Consider the following 20499-nt stretch of genomic DNA (forward strand, 5'->3'; position numbering starts at 1 on the left):
GGATGGCAAAACGATTTTATCGGTGCGCCCTTGTGATCTAGAATCACAAGCATGGCACGCGATCTCCCGCCCTTTTCCGCGCTTCGGGCCTTTGAAGCCGCGGCACGACATGAAAGCTTCAGCGCCGCCGGCGACGAGCTGCATGTGACCCATGGTGCCATCAGCCGGCAGATCGCCGGATTCGAGGCGTGGCTCGGCAAGCCGGTGTTCCACCGCTACGGCAAGCGCGTGAAGCTCACCGACGAAGGCCGCCGCTACCTGGACACCGTGCGGGCGGCGTTCGACAGCATCGCGCACGCGACCGAGCAGTTGCGCCATACCGGCGCGGCGCGCGTGCTGCGCATCAACGCGCTGCCGACCTTCGCGATGAAATGGCTGCTGCCGCGCCTGTCGCGGTTCCAGCGCGACGTGCCGAACGTCGAGCTGAAGCTGTCGACGTCGAATGCGCCGCTCGACACGCTGAACGGCTTCGACGTCGCGATCCGCCGCGGCCCCGGCCACTGGCCGACCTGCACGAGCGGCCACTTCCTCGACGAAAGCGTGATCCCGGTCTGCAGCCCGGCGCTGCTCAGGCGCGCGCCGATTACCCGCGCGGACGATCTCGCGCGGCACGTGCTGCTGCATTCGGATACGCGGCCGGAAGGCTGGCGCGACTGGTTCGCGGCGGCCGGCGTGACGATGAAGGGGCGCAAGCGGCAGTCGTTCGACCACTTCTACCTGGCGCTGCAGGCCGCCGTCGACGGGCTCGGCGTCGCGCTCGGCCCGCTGCCGCTGATCGACGACGAGCTCGCGAGCGGACGGCTCGTGATGCCGCTGGCCGGGCCGCGCATCGCGACGCGCAGCTACTGGTGGATCACGCCGCACGCGCCGGCCGACGATCCGCTCGTCGCGCAGTTCTGCGCGTGGCTGCAGGCGCAGTCGAATACCGGCGCGTGAAGGCGCGCCGGCGGGCGGCAGCGCGCCGCCCGTCCCCGGTCAGACCACCGGGCCCGGTTCCTTTTCCTTGCGCAGGATCGCATACAGGATGATCGCGCCGAACGTCGCGGTGCCGATCCCGCCGAGGCCGAAGCCGCCGAACTTCAGCGAGAAGTCGCCGGCGCCGAGCACGAGCGTGACGGCCGCGACGATCAGGTTGCGGTTGTCGGAAAAGTCGACCTTGTTGACGACCCAGATCCGCGCGCCCGTCACCGCGATCAGCCCGAACACGACGATCGACACGCCGCCGAGCACGGGGCCCGGGATCGTCTGGATCACCGCGCCGAATTTCGGCGAGAAGCCGAGCCCGATCGCGATCAGGGCGGCGAGCGCGAACACCAGCGTCGAGTAGATCCGCGTGACGGCCATCACGCCGATGTTCTCCGCGTACGTCGTGACGCCCGTGCCGCCGACGCTGCCCGACACGATCGTCGCGAGGCCGTCGCCGATGAACGCGCGGCCGACGTAGCGGTCGAGGTTGTGCCCCGTCATCGCGCTGACGGCCTTGATGTGGCCGAGGTTCTCGGCGACGAGGATCACCGCGATCGGCGCGAGCATCAGCATCGCGTGCGGGTCGAACACCGGGGCGCGGAAGGCCGGCACGCCGAACCACGCGGCCTGCCCGACGATCGAGAAGTCGATCGGCTTGCCGAGGCCCATCCCGTTGGTCGCGATCGCATGGATCGCGTAGGCAATCGCGAGCCCGACGAGGATCAGCAGGCGCTGCATCATCCCGCGCGCGAACACCGCGACGCCGCCGACGCACAGCACCGTGACGAGCGCCATCACCGAATCGAAGGTCGACGCCGAGACGCCCTTGACCGCGATCGGCGCGAGGTTCAGCCCGATCACCGCGACCACCGCGCCGGTCACGACCGGCGGCATCAGCGTCTCGATCCAGCGCGTGCCGATCGCCTGCACCAGCGCGCCAAGCGCGACGTAGACGACGCCGCACGCGACGATCCCGCCGAGCGCGACCGGAATGTTCGGGTTCGGGCCGCTGCCGCCGTAGCCCGTCACCGCGATCACGAGGCCGATGAACGCGAAGCTCGAGCCGAGGTAGCTCGGCACGCGGCCGCCGACCAGCACGAAGAACAGCAGCGTGCCGATGCCCGACATGAAGATGCACAGATTCGGGTCGAAGCCCATCAGCAGCGGCGCGAGCACGGTCGAGCCGAACATCGCGACCACGTGCTGCACGCCCATCGCGATCATCTGCGGCCACGCCAGGCGTTCGTCGGGGCCGACCACGCGCGATGCCGCGCCGGTCGATTGGACCCGCCAGCGCGGGAAGTAGGAATCGGACATGGGGAAAGGGCTCCTGTCGGTCGCCGGCTGCCTGGGATGCGCCGGTCTGGAATCTGGCGCGAGTTTACGGAGCGGAGATGGGGCTGGCAAGCGCGCCGGCACGCGCGGCTGACGGGCGTGGGACGGGGTGTCCCGCCCGCGCGGACCGGTGCGCGGCCGCGCGGCCCGGCGAAGCGGCCGCCCGCGCGGGGCACGCGGGCGGCGGAGGGCGCCGGCGCGGACGTAAGCGTGCGCTCACATCGCCGCCGGCGCGCGGTGCATCAGGGGTTGATGTACTGGAACAGCGACATGTTCTGCAGTTGCACGTAGGCCTTCTGCGCGCCGGTCAGCGCGTTCTGCACCTGCAGGTACTGGCTGATCGTCGTGACCATGTTGGTGCTGGTCAGGTCCGACAGGTTGCTGGTCGTCTGCAGCGACGCCGTCTGGTTGACGGCCTGCATCGCCTTGACTTCCTGCTCGCGGCCGCCGACCGATGCCTGGATCGTCGTGACGTTGCGCATCGTGTTGCCGAGCTTGGTCGAGCCGGTCATCAGCGCGTTCTTCAGCGCCGCGCCCGCCACCGCATTCGCCGTCACGGGCGTCTTCAGCGCCGAGATCATCGCGTCGAGCGTCGAGAACACGTCGGAGCCGCCGCTCGCCTGCGGCGCGGGCGAGACCGCGAACGTGTCGCCGGCGGCCGGCGTGCCCGATACGGCCACCGTCATCCCGCCGCCGAGCGAGATCGCCGAGCCCGCCGAATAGGCCTGCGCCGGCGTGGTGGTCGGCGGGCTGGCCGAATTGTCGGTCACCGTGTAGGTCGGCGCGGCGGCCGTGCCGCCGAACGTGATCGAGAACTGATGGCCGTTCGTCGCGATCGACGGGTTCGTCACCGTGACCGCGCCGATCGTGCCGGTGCCCGTGTTGCCCGCGCCGGCCGACGGCACCGGCGAGCTGCCGATCGCCGGCACCGACATGAAGACGGCCGCGCCCGTGTCGCCCTGCGCCACGGTGCTCGAATCGGCGATCTGCACCTGGCGCGTCCCCGTGTCGCCGACATAGGTGACGCTGCCGCTCGGCGTCGTCGAAAACGGCGCCGCCGAATTCTTCGTGCCGGCGAACAGGTAGTTGCCCGCGCCGTCGTTGGTGTTCGCGAGCGTCATCAACTGGTCGCGGTAACCCTGCAGCTGCGTCGCGAGCGCCGAGCGGTCGCTGTCGGACAACGAACCGTCGCCGGCGCGCACGAGCAGCGTCTGCGCGCTCGTCAGCACGCTGCTCACGCTCTGCAGCGTCTGGTCCTCGGCCTGCAGCGACGCGAGCGCGGTGTTCTGGTTGGTCGCGTACTGCGACAGCGTCGCCGACGTCATCGACAGCTGCACGGCCTGCGCCGCGCCGGCCGGGTTGTCGGCCGCCGTCTGCAGGCTCACGCCGCTCGAGATCTGCTGATACAGCTGCGCGAGCTGGGCCTGCTGATCGTTCATTTGGGAAACGTTCAGCTGGAAGAACTGGGCGCTGGAAATCCGCATCGCTTCTATTCCTCGAATCCGGTCAGTTGAACAGGCCGAGCACGGTCTGGAACAGCGTCGCCGCCGTCTGGATCACCTTCGCGTTCGCCTGGTAGAGCTGCTGGTACTGCATCAGGTTGGCCGCTTCCTCGTTCTGATTCACGCCCGACACCGACTGCTGCGCCTCGGTGATCTGGCCGATCAGCCCGGTCTGCGCGGCGCTCGACGATTTCAGCTGGGTCGTCGTGTTGCCGATGCCGTTCACGTAGCTCGCATACGCGCCCGTGAGCGTCGTCGTGCCGTTGCCGAGCGCCTTCGCGTTGACCAGCTTCGACAGCGCGAGCGCGTTGGAGCCGTCGCTGGTGCCGCCCGCGTACGGCCCGATCGTGAACGAGTCGCCGGTCGCCGGTGCGCCGGACAGCGTGACGCTCACGCCGTTGAGCGCGCCCGCGGCCGTCCCCGACATCGTCAGCGTCGCGCCGGCCGCCGGGTCGTACGGCACGGTGTCCGTCGGGTTGTTGATCGTGACCGACGTCGGCGGCGTGGTGCCGATCGTCACCGTGGTGCCGACCGGGAAGCCCGTCAGCGTCTTCGCCGTCGCGTCGTAGGTCAGCTTGGTCGTCGGCACCTGGTAGCCCGCGGTCACGCCGCCGAGCGTGATCTTGCCGGTGCCGGTGTTGGTGCTCGCCGCCGACGTGACGGCCGGCGACGCGGCCGCGATCGCCGACGCGCTCGTCGTCGCGAGGCCGAAGCCGTTCAACGCGCCGCGCGTCGGCAGCACGGTGAACTTGTCGCCGGCGTTCATCGTGCCGGACGGGGTCGAGAAATTCAGCCCGCCGAGCGAGACCGGCATCGGCCCCGCCTTCTGGTCGACCACCGCGCCGCTCGCGCGGTCGGTCAGCGTGTAGTTCGTGCCGTCGAACGAGAGCGTGTAGTCGCTCGTCGTCGGCTGCGACGCGTTCGCGAACGATACGGACAACGACGCGTTGCCGGTATTGCCCTGGTTCGAGTACACGGTCGGCGACGGCATCGTGAACAGGTTGCCGCCCGGGTTGCCCGACAGGTCGATGCCGAGCGCGTTCTGCGCGTTGACCTGCGCGGCGAAGCTGGTCGCGATCGCGCCGAGCTGGGCCTGCGCGGGATCGAGCGTCTGGCTGCGGAACGCGAGCAGGCCGCCGAGCGTGCCGCCCGACAGCGACGAATCGGGCAACGCCTGGTTCGGCCCCTGCGGGTTCGCGCCGGCGATCCCCTGCGACACGACGGTCAGCTCGCTCGGATCGGACGACGACGTGACGGCCGCGAGCTGGTAGCTCTTGTCGGCGACGACGAGCGGCTGGCCGCCCGACAGGAACACGCTGTAGCCGCTGTCGTTGCGCACGACCTGGATGCCGGCGAGGCCCGACAGGTTCGACACCGCGAGGTCGCGCTGGTCCATCAACTGGTTCGGCGGCTGCCCCTGGCTGCTCGCCGCCGCGATCTGCTGGTTCAGCTGCGCGATCTGCGCGGTGTACGTGTTGATCTGCGACACGGTGCTGGTGAGCTGCGTGTTCACGCTCTGGCGCAGCGCGTCGTACTGCTGGCCGGCCGCGTTGATCTGGTTGGCCAGCGTCTGCGCGTTGCTGATCGCGGTCTGGCGCACCGACGGGTCGGACGCGTTGTTCGCGACGTTCTGCAGCCCGGTGAAGTAGCTCGTGATCCCGGTCGAGATCCCCGCCGTCGGGCTGCCGATGTAGTTGTTCAGCTGCGCGACGAGCGTGTACCACGTCGACAGCGCGCCGCCCTGCGTCTGCGCGGTGTTCAGCTGGTCGCTCAGGTACTGGCTGTACTGGCGCTGCACGGTGACGGTGCTCACGCCTTGCGGCATGTAGCCGCTGCCCGTGTACTGGCCGCTCGTTTCGGCATAGACCGGCCGCTCGACCGAATAGCCGGGCGTCGCGGCGTTGCTGATGTTGTTGCCGGTCGTCGTGAGGCCCCAGAGCGCGGCATTCAGGCCGCTGACGCCGAGGTTCATGAGTGTGTTGGACATGCGCGATCCTGATGAGCCGGCCGCGCTGCGGCCGCCGGGTTGCGTGACTCCCGGTATAACGGCCGCCGATCGAAAAAATTGAGGAAAAAATGCACGCGCGACGCGCGCGTGCGCGTCGCCGGTCGAAGCGTCCGGCGGGCAGGGCCGGCGGCGGGTCGCGGGGCGCGCCGGGCAAGGCCGGCGGCCGCGGGCGCGTCAGGCCCGCGCGAGCGAGCGGCGCTTCATTTCGAGCTGCGTGATCAGCCGTTGCAGCGTGTTTTCCGCGCTGCCCGGCAGCGACATGTAGCGAAAGCCGAGCTGGTAGCGCCGCGACCCGTTCGGCATCTGCGTCGAGCGCTGCGACACCAGCTGCAGGTCGAGCGACAGCTTGCCGTGGCCGGTCAGCTCGAGCTCGACGTCCGGCAGCAGCGTGCCGACCTCGAGCGCCTCGACGCGTTCGTCGGCCGTGCGCAGCCCCACGCCGCCGAGCGACAGGTTATGCACCTCGAACAGGAAGCTCTCGCCGTCCGGCAGCTTGCCGCGGCACAGGAACGGATCGACGATCGGCGCGTCGACGCGGAAATATTCGCGGCGCTGGATGCAGACCAGCACGTCGGGGAAATCGGCGACGAACGCGGGCAGCCCCTCGAAGCGCGTCTCGCGCGGCGTGCCCGTGGTGAATTCGACGCGCACGCCTTCCGGCGAGGCCGCGAACGTGCAATGCGACGCGCCGAGGATGCCGGCGTTCTGCTCGGACAGCGCACCCCAGTCGAACGTGAACGTCCGCGCACCGACGTCGACCTCGAGCAGGCGCGTGACGAGCTGGCCGCCCGGGTACTGGACGGTCAGGAAATCGCCGCGGTTCACGAGGTTGCGCAGCTGCACGCCGATTTCCAGCGGATTGCGGCGGGCATAGTCGGGCCCGGAGTGGCCTGCATCCAGGCTGGGGTCCGTCGACGTTTCGATATTCATGGCTAGCCGGTCTTTCTTGTCATGAGCGCCCGGACAACCGGTGCGCAGTAAAACCGGGCCAGATCACGAGCCCGGTCACAGGTCTCTCACACTTAGCGGCAGTGCTGACCGAAAGTTTAGATCGAATTGGCGAATTTTTTCGCGCAAACGTTGAAACCGCGCGCGGCGAGTTGCCGGGCGCGGTCCGAAAGGGGCGAGCGGAGGGCGGCGGGCGCCCGTTTCCGGCGCAACCGGGCGCGGGCCGTCAGCCGATCTGCTGCATGATCGAGATCAGCTTTTTCGCGTAGTTCGGGTCGGTCGCGTAACCGGCCTTCTGCATCCCGTGCGCGAAGCCTTCGACGCTGCGGCTCGCGCTGAGCACGCCCGAGTAGCGCGGGTTGTTCTTCAGCAGGTTCGCGTAGTCGGTCATCGCGTGCTCGTACGAGTCGTACGCCCGGAACTTCGCGACCACGCGGCGCGGCGTGCCGTTCACGTATTCGGTCGTCAGCGCCGACACCGTGCGGCCCGTCCAGCTCTTGTTCGCCTTGATGCCGAACACGTTGTAGCTGGTCGAGCCGTCGGCCGCGCGGATCTCGCGCTTGCCCCAGCCCGACTCGAGCGCGGCCTGGCCGACGATGAAGCGCGCCGGGATGCCGGTCGTCGCGCTGGCCGCCTGCGCGGGGCCCGCGAGCCGGTCGACGAACGCGTCGGCGTCCTGCACGCCGCTCGCGCCCTTCAGCGGCGGCGTCAGCGCGCTGCCGGCCGAATAGCCGCGCGCGCCGGCGAGCCCGCCGTTGTTCGCCGCGTTCGCATAAGCCTTCGCCATCGCGTTCATCGCGGCGAGGCTGCCTTCGTTGCCGGCCGTGCCGAAGCCGGCCGCCCCCAGGCCGCCCGCGCCGGCGCCCACGTCGGCCGCCGTGTCGCTGCCGGCACCGGCGCCGGCGTTACGCAGCAGCTGCTTCATCAGCGCGTCGGCGACGCCCATCCCGCGCGTCGACATCTGCTGCGCGAGCTGCTGGTCGAGCATCGACGTGTACATCTTCGACGTATGCGAATCGAACAGGCCGCCGTCCGGCGACGCGTCGCGCATGCTCTTGAGCATCATCTGCGTGAACATCGCGTCGAACTGGCCCGCGACCGCCTTCGCGCCGGCCTGCGGCGACTGCCTCGCCTGCGCGCGCAGCGCATCGAAACCCTGCACGTCGAGCGCGAAGCGCTGCGTGAGGTCGTTCGCGTTCGGAAGGTTCGCCGCCATTTAGATGACCTCCAGGTCGGCGCGCAACGCGCCGGCCGCCTTCATCGCCTGCAGGATCGACATCAGGTCCGCGGGCGTCGCGCCGAGCGTGTTCAGCGCCTTCACGACGTCGGCGAGGTTCGCGCCGGCCGTCACCATCTTCAGCGCGCCGTTGTCCTGCTTCAGCTGGATCTGCGACTGCTGCGCCACCACGGTCTGCCCGTTCGAGAACGGCCCCGGCTGCGACACGACCGGCTGCGTATTGACGACGACCGACAGGTTGCCGTGCGCGACCGCGCAGCTCTGCAGCGTGACCATCTGGTTCATCACGATCGAACCGGTGCGCGCGTTCAGGATCACCTTCGCCGCGGCCTTGTCCGGACTCACGTCGAGGTTCTGCAGCCGCGCCATGAACGCGACCTGCTGCGCCGAATCGGCCGGCGCCGCGAGCTGGATCGTGCGGCCGTCGAGCGCCGTCGCGGTGCCCGGGCCGAAGCTCGAGTTGACCGCGGACACGATCCGCTGCGCGGTGCCGTAGTCCATGTCGTTCAGCTGCAGCTGCAGCACGCCGTTCATCTGCGCGATCGCGTTCGGCACCGCGCGTTCGACGATCGCGCCGCCGACGATCCGGCCGGCCGCGAGCTGGTTCACCTGCACGCGGCTGCCGTTCGCGCTGGCGCCCGCGCCGCCGACCGCCATGTTGCCCTGCGCGAGCGCGTACACCTGCCCGTCCGCGCCCTTCAGCGGCGTGAGCAGCAGCGTGCCGCCGCGCAGGCTCTTCGCGTTGCCGAGCGACGATACCGTCACGTCGAGCGCCTCGCCCGGCCGCGCGAACGGCGGCAGCGTGGCCGTCACCATCACGGCCGCGACGTTCTTCAGCTGCATGTTGTTCAGCGACGACGGGCCGCCGTTCGCCGAACCGTTGTTGATCGAGATGCCGAGGTTCGCGAGCATGTTCGCGAGCGTCTGCGTCGTGAACGGCGTCTGCATCGTCTGGTCGCCCGTGCCGTCGAGGCCGACGACGAGGCCGTAGCCGATCAGCGGGTTGTCGCGCACGCCCTGGATCTGCGCGAGGTCCTTCAGGCGTTCCGCCTGCGCGGGCGCCGCGCCGAACACGCAGGCCGCGGCCACGGCCGCGAACGCGACGGCGAGCCGCGCGGCGGCTTGCACGCGGGCCGACAGGCGGCGGATCGGGGTCGTCTGCATCGTCATCACCACGGCGCGATGTTGAGGAAGAAGCGCTGCAGCCAGCCCATCGTCTCGGCTTCGTTGATGTAGCCCTTCGACGAGTATTCGATCTTCGCGTCGGCGACCTGCGTCGAGTAGACGGAGTTGGCGCCCGAGATCGTGTTCGGGTTGACGACGCCCGAGAAGCGCACGAATTCGTTACCCTGGTTGATCAGCATCTGCTTCTCGCCGCTGACCACGAGGTTGCCGTTCGGCAGCACGTTGGTGACGGTCACCGTGATCGTGCCGTTGAACGTGTTCGCCGCGCTCGCGCCGCCGGTCGCCGCGAACTTGTTGGTGCCGGTGGCCGACAGGTTCGCCTTCGCGAACAGCCCGCCGAGGAAGCCGGCCGTCGGCACGTTGAAGTCGGTGTTGCCCTGCCGGTTCGTGTTCGCGCCCGACGACTTGGTCGCGTTGATGTTCTCCGCGATCATGATCGTCAGGATGTCGCCGACGTTGCGCGGCCGCTGATCCTCGAAGAGCGGCCGCCCCGCGTAGCCCGGGTTGTAGATCGAGCCGGGCGCCTGCATCGACATCGGCATCGGCGGCTGCGCCGTCATCGGCTGCTGGATGATCGGATCGCGCGGAATCTGCGCGCAACCGGCGAGCGCCGCCACCGCGACCGCGCAGGCTGCGCGGACGGGGGCTGACGGGAGGAGGCGGACCTGCTTCATGGCGACGGCGGGACTTTCCGGTTAGCTCTTCATCTGCGTGACGGTCTGCAGCATCTGGTCGGACGTCGTCACGGCCTTGCTGTTGATCTCGTAGGCACGCTGCGTCTGGATCATGTTGACGAGTTCCTGCACGACGTTCACGTTCGACGCCTCGACGTAGCCCTGGTTGAGCACGCCCGCGCCGTTCAGCCCCGGCTGCGACACGTTCGGCGCGCCCGACGACGTCGTTTCCGCGAACAGGTTCTCGCCCTTCGCCTCGAGGCCGGTCGGGTTGATGAAGGTCGCGATCTGCAGCGAGCCGATCTGTACCGCGTTGCTCGAGCCCGGCTGCGTGACCGACACGACACCGTCCTTGCCGATCGTCAGCGACTGCGCGTTCTGCGGCACGGTGATCGCCGGCAGCACCTGGTAGCCGCTCGACGTGACGAGCTGGCCCTGCGCGTTGGTCTGGAACGAGCCGTCGCGCGTGTACGCGTTGGTGCCGTCCGGCATCAGCACCTGGAAGAAGCCCGCGCCGTTGATCGCGACGTCCTTCGAGTTGCCGGTCTGCGTGAGGCCGCCCTGCGTGTACAGGCGCTCGGTCGCGACCTGCTGCACGCCGGTGCCGAGTTGCAGGCCCGACGGCAGCTCGGTCTGCTGCGTCGAATTCGCGCCGGGCTGGCGAATGGTCTGGTACAGCAGATCCTCGAATACCGCGCGCGACGCCTTGAAGCCGTTCGTGCTGGTGTTCGCGAGGTTGTTCGAAATCACGTCCATCTGCGCCTGCTGCGCATTCATGCCGGTGGCGGCGATGTAGAGCGAACGGTTCACTTGTCGATTCTCCTGCGTGGGCTGGCGCGGGCGCTCAGCTGAAGTTGAGCAGCTGGTTCGCCGACTGCTCGTTCTGGTCGGCCGTCTGGATCAGCTTCGACTGAAGCTGGAACGCGCGCGCGTTGTCGATCATCGCGACCATCGCGGTCACCGGGTTGACGTTGCTGCCTTCGAGCGAATTCGGCGTGACGACCACGTTCGGGTCGGCGTCGGCCGGATTGCCGTCGGCGGTGCGGAACAGCCCGTCGTTGCCGCGCGTGAGCGTGGCCGGATCGGGATTGACGAGCTTCATCTGGTCGACGATCGCGACGGCCGTCGGCGGATCGCCCGGCATCAGCGCGGACACCGTGCCGTCCTTGCCGATCGTCACTTCCGCGTTCGGCGGCACCGAGATCGGGCCGCCGTTGCCGATCACCGGCAGGTTGCTCGCGTTGACGAGCTGGCCGTTCTCGTCGACGTGCAGGTTGCCGGCGCGCGTGTACGCCTCGCTGCCGTCGGCCACCTGCACCGACAGCCAGCCGGCGCCCTGCACGGCGACGTCGAGCGGGTTGCCGGTGCGCGTGATCGGGCCCGGTGCGTAATCCGCGCCGGGCGTCGATGCGAGCACGTAGGTGCGCGTCGTCGTCGGGTCGACGTTGCTGCCGTCGCCGAAATTCATCGGCACCGCGCGATACGTCGCGAGCTGCGCGCGAAAGCCCGTCGTCGACGCGTTCGCGAGGTTGTTCGCGACGATCGCCTGCTGGTCGAGCGACTGCGACGCGCCCGTCATCGCCGTGTAGATCAGTCGGTCCATGGCTGCCGGTTATCCGCGCTTACAGGTTGATGAGCGTCTGGTCGACGGTCTGCTGCGTCTTGATCGTCTGCGCGTTGGCCTGGTAGTTGCGCTGCGCGGTGATCAGGTTGACGAGCTGCGACGTGAGGTCGACGTTCGAGTTTTCGAGCGCGCTGCCCTGCAGCGTGCCGTGGTTCGTGCTGCCCGGCGCGGAGATCTGCGGCACGCCCGATGCGGAGGTTTCCGCGTACTGGTTGCCGCCGAGGTTCACCAGCCCGTTCGGGTTGTTGAAGTTCGCGAGCGCGATCTGGCCGAGCACGGCGGTCTGGCCGTTCGAGTAGTTGCCGGTCAGCTTGCCGTCGGCGCCGATCGAGTAGGTCGTCAGCGTGCCGCTCGCATAGCCGTTCTGCGCGAGGTTGTTCACGCCGTCCTTGCCGCCGTACTGCGTGGTGCCGGTCAGGTCGAGCGTGAGGCTTTGCGGCGTCGCCGAGCCGTCGGTGTTCGGCACGGTGAACTGGAACTGGCCGAGCGACGTGGTCGGCGTCGGCGGCGTGCCCGTCGTCGTGCTCTTGATCGCGCCCGACGTATCGAACGTGACCGTGCCGAGGTCGGTCGCCGTCGCGGCGCCCTGCACGCCCGCGTACGCTTCCCACGTCCCGGCCGACGACTTCACGAAGTACATGTTGACCGCCTGCGAACCGCCGAGCGAGTCGTACACCTGGATCGACGTCGAGTAGTTGTACGTCGTGTTGTCGGTCGGGTCGAACGGCGTCTTGGTCGGCGTCTTGTCCTGCGAGTTCAGGTTGAACTGGCCGGTGATCTTGGTCGTCGCGGTCGGTGCGATGTTGGTCGTCGGCGCCTGCAGCGCCACGGTCTGCGCGGTGTTGATCACGCCGCCCGCGTTGGCCGCGTAGCCCATCAGGTTGCGGCCCTGCGAGTCGACGATGAAGCCGTTCTTGTCGCGCTGGAACGTGCCGTCGCGCGAGTACGTCGTCACGCCGTTGTTCGACATCTGGAAGAAGCCGTTGCCGTTGATCGCGACGTCGAGCGACGAGTTCGTCGTATTGATCGTGCCCTGGCCGAACTGCTGCTGCACGGCATTCAGCGACGTGCCGATGCCGATCTGCGTGTTGACCGACGTCGCGACCGAGTTCGCGTACATGTCGGCGAACTGCGCGGTGCTCGACTTGAAGCCGACCGTGTTCGCGTTCGCGATGTTGTTGCCGATCACGTCGAGTGCGTTCGAGGCACCGGCGAGGCCGCTCAGACCCTGTTGATAACCCATTTCGATCTCCGTTTCGTGAAAGCTCGATCAGTTGGTGGTGGTGTCGCCGGCCGTGGACGACGTCTTGACGTTCGGGAAGATCGACGCGACCTGGGTGAGCCCGACCGTCGTACCGTTCGACAGCACCAGCCCCGCGGTGCCGTCCGCCTGCTTGATCACGCTCTGCACCGTGGCGGCCGCCAGCACGGTCGGCGCGTAGTTCTTGCCGTCGGTGCCCGTGTACTGCGCGCTGACCGTGTACGCGCCGTCCGGCAGCGCGTTGCCGGCCGCGTCGGTCGGCGTCCAGTTGAACGGCACGGTGCCGGCCGACTGCTTGCCCGCGTTGATCGTGTTGACGACGACGCCCGCGCTGTTCTTCACGGTGATCGTCAGGTTCGACACGTCGCTCGTGAGCGACACGCCGAACGGCGACGCCGCGCCGCTCTTCACCGCGACCGAATTGCCCGGCGCGAGCACGTTCGTGCCGATCAGCAGCGCGGCCTGCGTCTGCTGGCCGGCCGTGAGCTGCGTCGACAGCGACGTCAGCGACGTGTTCAGCTGCGCGATGCCGCTCACCGTGTTGATCTGCGCGAGCTGCGACGTCATCTGCGAGCTGTCGACCGGGCTCGTCGGATCCTGGTTCTGCAGCTGCGTGACGAGCAGCTTCAGGAACGTCGCCTGCAGGTCGCTCGCCGACGTGCCGTTGGTCGACGACACGTTGTTGGTGTTCATCGTGTCGGTCGGCAGGTTCGACACGTTCGTGCCGTTGCTGCCGATCGTCGTGCTGGAGGAAGTCATCCTGGTTGGCCTTCTGTCGGGTCTGTGAGGTCGGCGGGCGAACGGCTTACGAGCCGATCGTCAGCGTCTTGAGCATCAGCGTCTTCGCGGTGTTCAGCGTCTCGACGTTGGCCTGGTACGAGCGCGACGCCGAGATCATGTTCACCATCTCCTGCACCGGATCGACGTTCGGCATCTGTACGTAACCGTTCGCGTCGGCGGCCGGGTTCGCCGGGTCGTAGGTCGACTTCATCGGCGACGGGTCGTCCATCACCTTCGTCACGCGCACGCCGCCCACGCCCTGGCCGGACGCGGTGCGCGCGCCGCCGATCGGGTCGGTCGCGAACACGACCTGCTTGGCCTTGTACGGCTTGCCGTCGGGGCCGGTGGCGCTGTCGGCGTTCGCGAGGTTCGACGCGGTGACGTTCAGGCGCTGCGATTGCGCGGACAGCGCCGAACCGGCGACGCCGAAGATGTTCATCAACGAAGGCATGGTGGCTCCTGGTGCGTGTGCTCGGGTACGGTTGCGCTTACGAGTTCGTCGAGATCGCGGCGATCATCGCCTTGATCTGCTGGGTCATCACGGTCATCCCGGTCTCGTAGTGCAGCGCGTTGTTCGCGAACTGCACGCGTTCGACGTCGAGATCGACCGTGTTGCCGTCGAGCGACGGCTGCAGCGGCATCCGGTATTGCGCGCGGCCGTAGTCGTCCGACGGGCCGCCGGTCGGGATCAGCTTCGCGGTGCCGGCCATGTGGCCGGCCGCCGTCGACACCATCGACATGCCGCTCGTCACGCCGGCCGGCTGCGTCATCGGCAACTGCGCGGCGTTGCTCGGCGCCAGGCCGCCGCTCGTCTGCTTCAGCGAGCGCGCGAGCGTCGACGCGAAATCGACGTCGCGGGCCTGGTAGCCCGGCGTGTCGGCGTTCGCGATGTTCGACGACAGCAGTTCCTGCCGGTAGGCGCGCACGTCGAGCGCCTGTCGGCCGAACGCGAATTCCGCATCGAGTTTGTCCAGCATGTGTGCGTCTCTCCGTATGAAGCGCTGCACGCCCCTCGCGCCGGATGGCGACCCGAGAGGCTTTTTTCCATGACAGCGATGGTAGGCGTCGGACGCAACCGGCAATCGGGCGAATAACGCGGCAAAGGCCCCCTCTATTCATCGTTTGCGCGACGGCCCGGCTCCCTAGAATGCAACTCGGATCAACGGATCGAGGACACGGCGATGACGGACAGCGCACTTCGCGGCGGGAACGGGCGGCTCACGCGCGTCCGGCGTGCGTGCGTGCTCGCCGCGGCGCTGTGGATCGCCGCACCGGCCGTGCACGCGGAAGACGGGATGATCGTGATTCCCGGCCGCGGCGAGACGGCGGAAGCCGCGCTCGCGCACGCCAACGCGGCGAACGGCGGCCAGTTCGGCGGGCCAACGGGAATGGCCTCGGGTGCGGGCATCGCGCCGGAAGCGGGCCGCGCGGTTTCGGGTGCGGGTGCCGCGGCCGGCTACGCGGCGCAACCGGCCGGCGCGATGGTCGTGACGACCGTCCCGCCGCCGGCGCCCGCGCCCGTTCGTGCAGCCGCCCGTGCGAACGCCGGCTACGGCGCGCAGCCGCGCGCCGCCGACCCGACCGCGATCGCGACGGTCGTCGCCGGCACGGCCGAATCCGCGTCGAATCCCGTGCGGCCGGCGCCCGCGCCTGCCGCCGCCGCCCGTTTCGCAGCGGCCCGCGCCGCGTCAGCCGCACCGGCGCCGCGCGCAGCAGCGGCTTCCGCGCCTCCGGCCCCGGCCGCCGCCGCGGCGCAGCCCGCGACGACGCCCGGCCAGCAGGATCCCGAGACGATCCGCCGCGCGGCCCTCGCGTTCCTGCAGCAGCAGATCGCCGGCCTGCCCGGCAAGACCACCGCGACGGTCACGACCGCGTTTCCGCGCGGGCTCGCCGCGTGCACGACGCTCGAGCCGTTCCTGCCGACCGGCGCGCGCCTGTGGGGCCGCACGACGGTCGGCGTGCGCTGCGCGGGCGAGCGGCCGTGGACCGTCTACCTGCAGGCGAAGGTCGCCGTGCAGGCCACCTATTACGTCGCCGCGCGCCAGATCGCGCCCGGCGAGCCGCTCTCCGCGGCCGACCTGGTCGCCCGCGACGGCGACCTGACGGTCATGCCGCTCGCGGTGATCACCGATCCCGCGCAGGCGATCGGCGCGACCGCGCTCGCGCGCATCTCGGCCGGCCTGCCGCTGCGGCAGGACATGCTGAAGAGCGCGGCGTCGGTATCCGCCGGCCAGACGGTGCGGGTCGTCGCGGCCGGGCCCGGCTTCACGATTTCGGCCGAAGGCAGCGTGCTCGCGAACGCGGCGCCGGGCCAGTCGGTGCGGGTGCGGATGGCGGCGGGCCAGATCGTCACGGCGATCGTCAAGGACGCCGGCACCGTGGAAATTCCGCTATAGGGACGGATCAAACGGCAAGAGTGTAAAGAATTGTTTATTCGGAGCATTTCGGGCTCGCGATGCTAAAGTTCGGGCCGACCCGGCCGTTATCTGGGTCAAACCGTACAGGAAACCCATCGTGAAGATCGATTCCACTCCGAACCCGAGCCCCCTGGCGCCGACCGGCAACGGCGCGTCCCGTGCGCAATCCGGCACGGCCCAGTCGTCCGCGCCGGCGGCCGACGCCGGATCGACCGGCGGCGACACGAGCGTGAACCTGTCGGGTCTGTCCGGCCAGCTGCGCTCGGTATCCGCGTCGGGCGACGCCGATATCGACACGGGCCTGGTCCAGTCGATCAAGGACGCGCTGAACAACGGCACGTTGACGATCGACGCGAGCAAGATTGCCGACGGCGTATTGAACACCGCCCGCGAGCTGCTGCAGCAGCAGCGCCCGCAGGGTAACTAAGCCGGCCCAGGCCGGTTCCACCGGTTTGCCGGCGCGCGCCCACCGCGCGCACCGGCGCGACGAGCATGACGCGATGAGAGAAGAGCTGCTGGCCACGGTCAACGACGAACACGCGACGGTCGAAGCGTTCGCGTCCCTGCTCGTCTACGAGGAAAAGGCGCTGACGACGGCCGAGCCGCTCGAGATGCTGCCCGGCATCGTCGAAAGGAAAAGCGCGCTGATCGACCGGCTCGCGCAGCTCGAACGCACGCGCGACACGCAGCTTTCCGCGCTCGGTTTTCCGGCCGGCAAGAAGGGCATGGACCAGGCCGCCGAGCGCGATGCGCGCCTCGCGGGCCGCTGGCAGTTGCTGCAGCAGGCCGCCGAACGCGCGCGCCAGGCCAATGCGAACAACGGAATGCTGATCCGCATCCGGATGGACTACAACGAGCGCGCGCTCGCGGTGCTGCGCTCGGCGCCCGCACCCACCGGCGTCTACGGCCCGGACGGGCGCGTCTCGGCGCTGGCCCGCTGACCGGCCGCCGCCGCACTCACCGCCTCTCACCGCCTCTCGCCGCCGTTCGCGGCCACTCACGATTCGACAGACCGGGCCCGAGCCCGGCACCCACGGTCCCTTCCGATACACGGCCACGCAACCGCGCCGCCGTCCCGTCACAACAATCAGAAGAGGGCCGCATGCCGTATTTCCGTATTCCGTTGTTTTCCCGTATCGTCGCCGTTTCCGCTGCCGCGGCGCTGGGCGCCGCGCTGACGCTCCCCGCCGCGCGCGCCGCCGGCCCCGCGCCGCTGCCCACGCCGACGGGCGACATGTCGTTGTCGCCGGCCGGCCCCGACGTCGCGCCGCCGGCCGCGTCGGGCACGCCCGGCGCGACGGCGCGCGCCGCGCGCCGCGGGTCCGACACCTACACGTACCTGCGCTGCTGGTACCGGATCGACGCGGATCCGCTGAAGCCGGCCGCGACCTACGAATGGGCGCGCGACCCGGCCGGCGGCGACTGGTATCGCGTGCCCGGCTACTGGTGGGCCGACGGCGTCACGCAGTGGAAGAACATGTTCTACAGCACGACGCCGCAGGACACGCTCGCCGACGTGTGCCGCAAGACGCTGGCCGCGAAAGGCATCCAGGCCGGCCTCACGCAGGCGGTCGCGGCCAACAACGCGCTGTCGTTCAACTACACGGTGTGGACCCTCGACGACGCGCGGCAGGATGCGCGCGTCAACAAGCTGATCGTGTTCGGCGACAGCCTGTCCGACACCCAGAACATGTTCAACGCGAGCCAGTGGAAGCTGCCGAACGGCACGAGCTGGCATGCGGGGCGCTTCAGCAACGGCCCGGTGTGGGCCGAATATCTCGCCAACGCGCTGCGGCTGCCGTTCTACAACTGGGCGATCGGCGGCGCGGCGACCGACCAGCACCTCGTCGTGCCGGGCCTCGTGCAGCAGATCGACTCGTGGCGCGAATACATGGATCGCGCGCCGGACTACCGGCCCGCCAACACGCTGTTCGCGGTGTTCGCGGGCGGCAACGATCTCGTGAACTACGGGCGCTCGCCCGAGCAGGCGGCGAATGCGGTGCGCGACAGCCTCGAGCAGCTCGCCGCGGCCGGCGCGACGCGGATCATGCTCGTCACGCTGCCGGACGTGTCGCGCGCGCCGGTGTTCGCGACCCGCGCCGACACGGCGAGCGTCGCCGCGCAGGTCAGGGACTACAACCGGCGGCTCGTCGACGCGGCCGCCGCGCTGCGCGATCGCTACGGCGCGGCGCTGCGGCTCGAGGTGTTCGACGCCTATGCGCCGTTCGACGACCTGCTGAGCCACCCGGCCCGGTACGGCTTCGACGACGCGACGCGCGCGTGCCTCGACATCCCGAAACCGTCGTCGCTCACCTACCTGGGCGCGCAGACGCCGCGCGCGGACTGCCGCGACCCGGCGCGCTTCGTGTTCTGGGACACGCTGCACCCGACGACGCGCACGCATGCGTGGCTCGCCGAGCGGATCGCGCCATTCGTGCGCGCGCGCCTGCTGAACTGACCGCCGCGGGCGGCGGTGCCTACAGCAGCGGACACGCGGTGACCTGCGTGCCGCGCTCCACGCACAGCCGCTCGTAGTCGCGCAGGTACGCGCGCTCGCCGTCGTCGAGCAGGTCGAGATCGATCAGGTCCCAGTCGTAGCCGACCGTCACGATGTTCTCGAACGTCACGGTATCCGGCTGCGTGTCGTCGGGCCGGATGATCACGATGTTCTCGATCCGCACGCCGCCCTTGCCCGCCAGGTAGATGCCCGGCTCGACCGAAATCACCGCATTCGGCACCAGCCCGTACTTCGCGCCGGGCGCGAACCGCACGCCGCCCTCGTGCACGTGAATCCCGACGCCATGCCCGGTGCCGTGGCCGAAATCGTGGCCGTGGTCGCGGCACACCTGCCGCACGAGCGCATCGACGTCGGCGCCCGTCGCCGTGCTCGGGAAGCGCGCGACGAGCCCCTTGATGCAGGCCTTCAGCGCGACGGTGTAGATCTCGCGCTGCCACGGCTGCGCCACCGTATCCGGACGCGTGCGGCGCAGCACGACGCGCGTGCAGTCCGTCGCGAAGCCGGCTTCGTAGTAAGCGCCGCTGTCGAGCAGCACGAGCTCGCCTTCCGTCAGCTCGACGCCGGCGCTCGCCGCCGTGTAGTGCGCGAACGCGCTGTTCGCGCCGTTCGCCGCGATCGACGGAAACGTCAGCGCGACGGCCGAACGCGCGCCGTACGCGTCGTTGATCGTGCGCGCCAGGTCGTATTCGGTGTGGCGGGCGCCCGGCTCGCCGGTCTTCGCCCAGCGCATCGTCTCGGCGATCGCCGCGGAGCTGCGCGCGAATGCGTCGCGGAAGCGCTCGAGCACCGCCGGCGTCTTGCTCGCCCGCATCGCCTCGACCGGGTTGAAATCGGCATGCCGCGCATGCGGCCACACGCGGCTCACCGCGTCGACAAGCGCGCAATTCACCGATTCGAAGCCGTAGCACACGTGCTCGACCGCGAACCGCGCGAGAAAGCGCTCGAGCGCCGCGACATCGCGGCGGATCACGTGCAGCGCCGGATACGAATCGAGCGCGACCGGGCAGCGATCGCAGCCTTCCGGCAGGAACAGCACGACCTGGCCGCCGACCGCGAACAGGAAACCGAGGTGCGACGACGCATTCGGGATGTGATAACCGCGGCTGTTCAGCAGATACGCGAGATCGTCCGACGCGCACGAGAAGAACGCGGTCTTGCCGTCGGCCGCGCCGGTGTGCGCGGCGAGCCGGCGGTTCAGCGTGTCGAGGTTCTGCGCGACGCTCAGGCCCGTCATCGATTCCGGCACCTCGAAGATCGGCCGCTCGACGATCCAGCCCGGCAGCGCGATCGCGCGGTCGATCTCGCGATCGGCGAGGCCCGTCCAGTCGAGCGACGCGGCCTGCGTCTGCGCGAGCAGCCGGTCGCGCTGCGCGACGCTGATCCGCAGCGCGTCGTAGCCGACCCGCGCGAGCCGGCTCGCATGCGCGACCAGCCAGTCGGCCATCGCCTGCCAGATCGTCACGTTCATCCCGAGCTTCTCGATATGCACGCGCGCCGGATCGCACTGCTGCTCGGCCTGCAGGTGATACCGGCCATCGACGAACAGCACGAACGGCGGCACGCCGAGCGCCTGCGCGGTGGCCGCGCTCAGGAAGATCCCGCAGCCGGCCGACCCGTCGAAGCCCGACAGCGCGTAGCGCGGATTGTTGCTGCGCGGCAGGTACTCGGTCACGTATTCGTCCTGCGACGTGACGACCACCGCGTCGAGGCGCGCGGCGTCGAGCAGGCGCGACAGGCCGGCCTGCGTGTCGGCGACGGACGCGTCGTACGGAGGCAGGCCGGAGAAGCTGTATTTCAGTCGATCGATCATCGTGTGCCCGTTATTCATTGTTGTCGGCGGCCGGCGGCGTGACGCGGCATGGCGCGTGCCTGAAGCGACACGCCGCCCTGACGCGGATCACGCACGGCCCGGCGCGCAGCCGGGCCGCGGTGCCGTTCCGGCAGCAGGCCCTCGGGGAATTTTTGTCTCACTTAACTTTGTTTGATGCGCGACAGAATCTAGAGCACGCTGAAATTGAGGTCAAGCTAAAATTTTCGTAGGACT

General features: G+C 69.4%; 19 protein-coding genes. 5 read left to right on the forward strand and 14 right to left on the reverse strand.

Features of this window, described 5'->3' with window-relative positions; all coding sequences use genetic code 11:
* Positions 1-51: 51 nt before the first annotated feature.
* Positions 52-936, forward strand: a complete 885-nt coding sequence (locus WJ12_RS15100; RefSeq protein WP_059561555.1) for a transcriptional regulator GcvA — start codon at positions 52-54, stop codon at positions 934-936.
* Positions 937-975: 39 nt separating this feature from the next.
* Here WJ12_RS15100 and WJ12_RS15105 read toward each other — a convergent pair whose 3' ends face one another.
* The 13 genes from WJ12_RS15105 to flgB all read right to left on the reverse strand — a co-directional run bounded on the left by WJ12_RS15105 (position 976) and on the right by flgB (position 14497).
* Entirely contained in the window at positions 976-2283 is a 1308-nt protein-coding gene (locus tag WJ12_RS15105) for a solute carrier family 23 protein (RefSeq protein ID WP_049031340.1), read from the reverse strand.
* Positions 2284-2543: 260 nt separating this feature from the next.
* On the reverse strand, positions 2544-3785 hold the full coding sequence (gene flgL, locus WJ12_RS15110; protein ID WP_034190318.1) for a flagellar hook-associated protein FlgL: 1242 nt from the start codon (positions 3783-3785) through the stop codon (positions 2544-2546).
* A 22-nt stretch (positions 3786-3807) separates the two neighbouring features.
* Positions 3808-5790 (reverse strand): flagellar hook-associated protein FlgK, encoded by a 1983-nt coding sequence (gene flgK, locus WJ12_RS15115; RefSeq protein ID WP_059561552.1) that lies wholly within the window; start codon positions 5788-5790, stop codon positions 3808-3810.
* A gap of 195 nt (positions 5791-5985) precedes the next feature.
* A complete protein-coding gene (locus WJ12_RS15120) occupies positions 5986-6741 on the reverse strand; it encodes a flagellar brake protein (protein WP_034190316.1) in 756 nt (251 codons plus the stop codon).
* A 244-nt stretch (positions 6742-6985) separates the two neighbouring features.
* On the reverse strand, positions 6986-7975 hold the full coding sequence (gene flgJ / locus WJ12_RS15125) for a flagellar assembly peptidoglycan hydrolase FlgJ (protein WP_034190315.1): 990 nt from the start codon (positions 7973-7975) through the stop codon (positions 6986-6988).
* Positions 7976-9160, reverse strand: coding sequence for a flagellar basal body P-ring protein FlgI (locus WJ12_RS15130; RefSeq protein WP_034190346.1), 1185 nt, complete (start codon positions 9158-9160; stop codon positions 7976-7978). It lies immediately after the preceding gene.
* 5 nt (positions 9161-9165) lie between these two features.
* Positions 9166-9855 (reverse strand): flagellar basal body L-ring protein FlgH, encoded by a 690-nt coding sequence (gene flgH, locus WJ12_RS15135; RefSeq protein ID WP_059561548.1) that lies wholly within the window; start codon positions 9853-9855, stop codon positions 9166-9168.
* A gap of 21 nt (positions 9856-9876) precedes the next feature.
* Positions 9877-10665 (reverse strand): flagellar basal-body rod protein FlgG, encoded by a 789-nt coding sequence (gene flgG / locus WJ12_RS15140; protein ID WP_006477564.1) that lies wholly within the window; start codon positions 10663-10665, stop codon positions 9877-9879.
* Positions 10666-10699: 34 nt separating this feature from the next.
* Positions 10700-11458 carry a flagellar basal-body rod protein FlgF gene (gene flgF, locus WJ12_RS15145; RefSeq protein ID WP_034190313.1) on the reverse strand — a complete coding sequence of 253 codons (759 nt, stop codon included), beginning with the start codon at positions 11456-11458 and terminating at the stop codon, positions 10700-10702.
* Positions 11459-11477: 19 nt separating this feature from the next.
* Positions 11478-12722: a flagellar hook protein FlgE gene (flgE, locus tag WJ12_RS15150; RefSeq protein ID WP_034190312.1), complete on the reverse strand. Its 1245-nt coding sequence runs from the start codon at positions 12720-12722 to the stop codon at positions 11478-11480.
* Between the two features lie 27 nt (positions 12723-12749).
* A complete protein-coding gene (locus tag WJ12_RS15155; RefSeq protein ID WP_034190311.1) occupies positions 12750-13499 on the reverse strand; it encodes a flagellar hook assembly protein FlgD in 750 nt (249 codons plus the stop codon).
* 46 nt (positions 13500-13545) lie between these two features.
* Complete coding sequence (gene flgC / locus WJ12_RS15160) at positions 13546-13971, reverse strand: flagellar basal body rod protein FlgC (protein WP_034190310.1); 426 nt, start codon at positions 13969-13971, stop codon at positions 13546-13548.
* A gap of 37 nt (positions 13972-14008) precedes the next feature.
* Positions 14009-14497 carry a flagellar basal body rod protein FlgB gene (gene flgB, locus WJ12_RS15165; protein ID WP_034190309.1) on the reverse strand — a complete coding sequence of 163 codons (489 nt, stop codon included), beginning with the start codon at positions 14495-14497 and terminating at the stop codon, positions 14009-14011.
* 204 nt (positions 14498-14701) lie between these two features.
* On the opposite strand from flgB, the gene flgA reads away from it, so the two are divergent.
* The 4 genes from flgA to WJ12_RS15185 all read left to right on the forward strand — a co-directional run bounded on the left by flgA (position 14702) and on the right by WJ12_RS15185 (position 18395).
* Positions 14702-15916, forward strand: a complete 1215-nt coding sequence (flgA, locus tag WJ12_RS15170; RefSeq protein WP_059561546.1) for a flagellar basal body P-ring formation chaperone FlgA — start codon at positions 14702-14704, stop codon at positions 15914-15916.
* 118 nt (positions 15917-16034) lie between these two features.
* Positions 16035-16364: a flagellar biosynthesis anti-sigma factor FlgM gene (gene flgM / locus WJ12_RS15175; protein ID WP_034190307.1), complete on the forward strand. Its 330-nt coding sequence runs from the start codon at positions 16035-16037 to the stop codon at positions 16362-16364.
* Positions 16365-16437: 73 nt separating this feature from the next.
* The gene (locus WJ12_RS15180; protein WP_034190345.1) at positions 16438-16878 is read left to right on the forward strand and encodes a flagella synthesis protein FlgN; all 441 of its coding nucleotides are present in this window, start codon (positions 16438-16440) and stop codon (positions 16876-16878) included.
* A gap of 161 nt (positions 16879-17039) precedes the next feature.
* A complete protein-coding gene (locus tag WJ12_RS15185) occupies positions 17040-18395 on the forward strand; it encodes an SGNH/GDSL hydrolase family protein (RefSeq protein WP_059561543.1) in 1356 nt (451 codons plus the stop codon).
* Positions 18396-18414: 19 nt separating this feature from the next.
* Here the strand turns inward: WJ12_RS15185 and WJ12_RS15190 are convergent, their stop codons facing one another.
* Positions 18415-20265, reverse strand: a complete 1851-nt coding sequence (locus tag WJ12_RS15190; protein WP_059561587.1) for a M24 family metallopeptidase — start codon at positions 20263-20265, stop codon at positions 18415-18417.
* Between the last annotated feature and the right edge of the window lie 234 nt (positions 20266-20499).

This window comes from Burkholderia seminalis (assembly GCF_001718535.1).
Lineage (GTDB): Bacteria > Pseudomonadota > Gammaproteobacteria > Burkholderiales > Burkholderiaceae > Burkholderia > Burkholderia seminalis.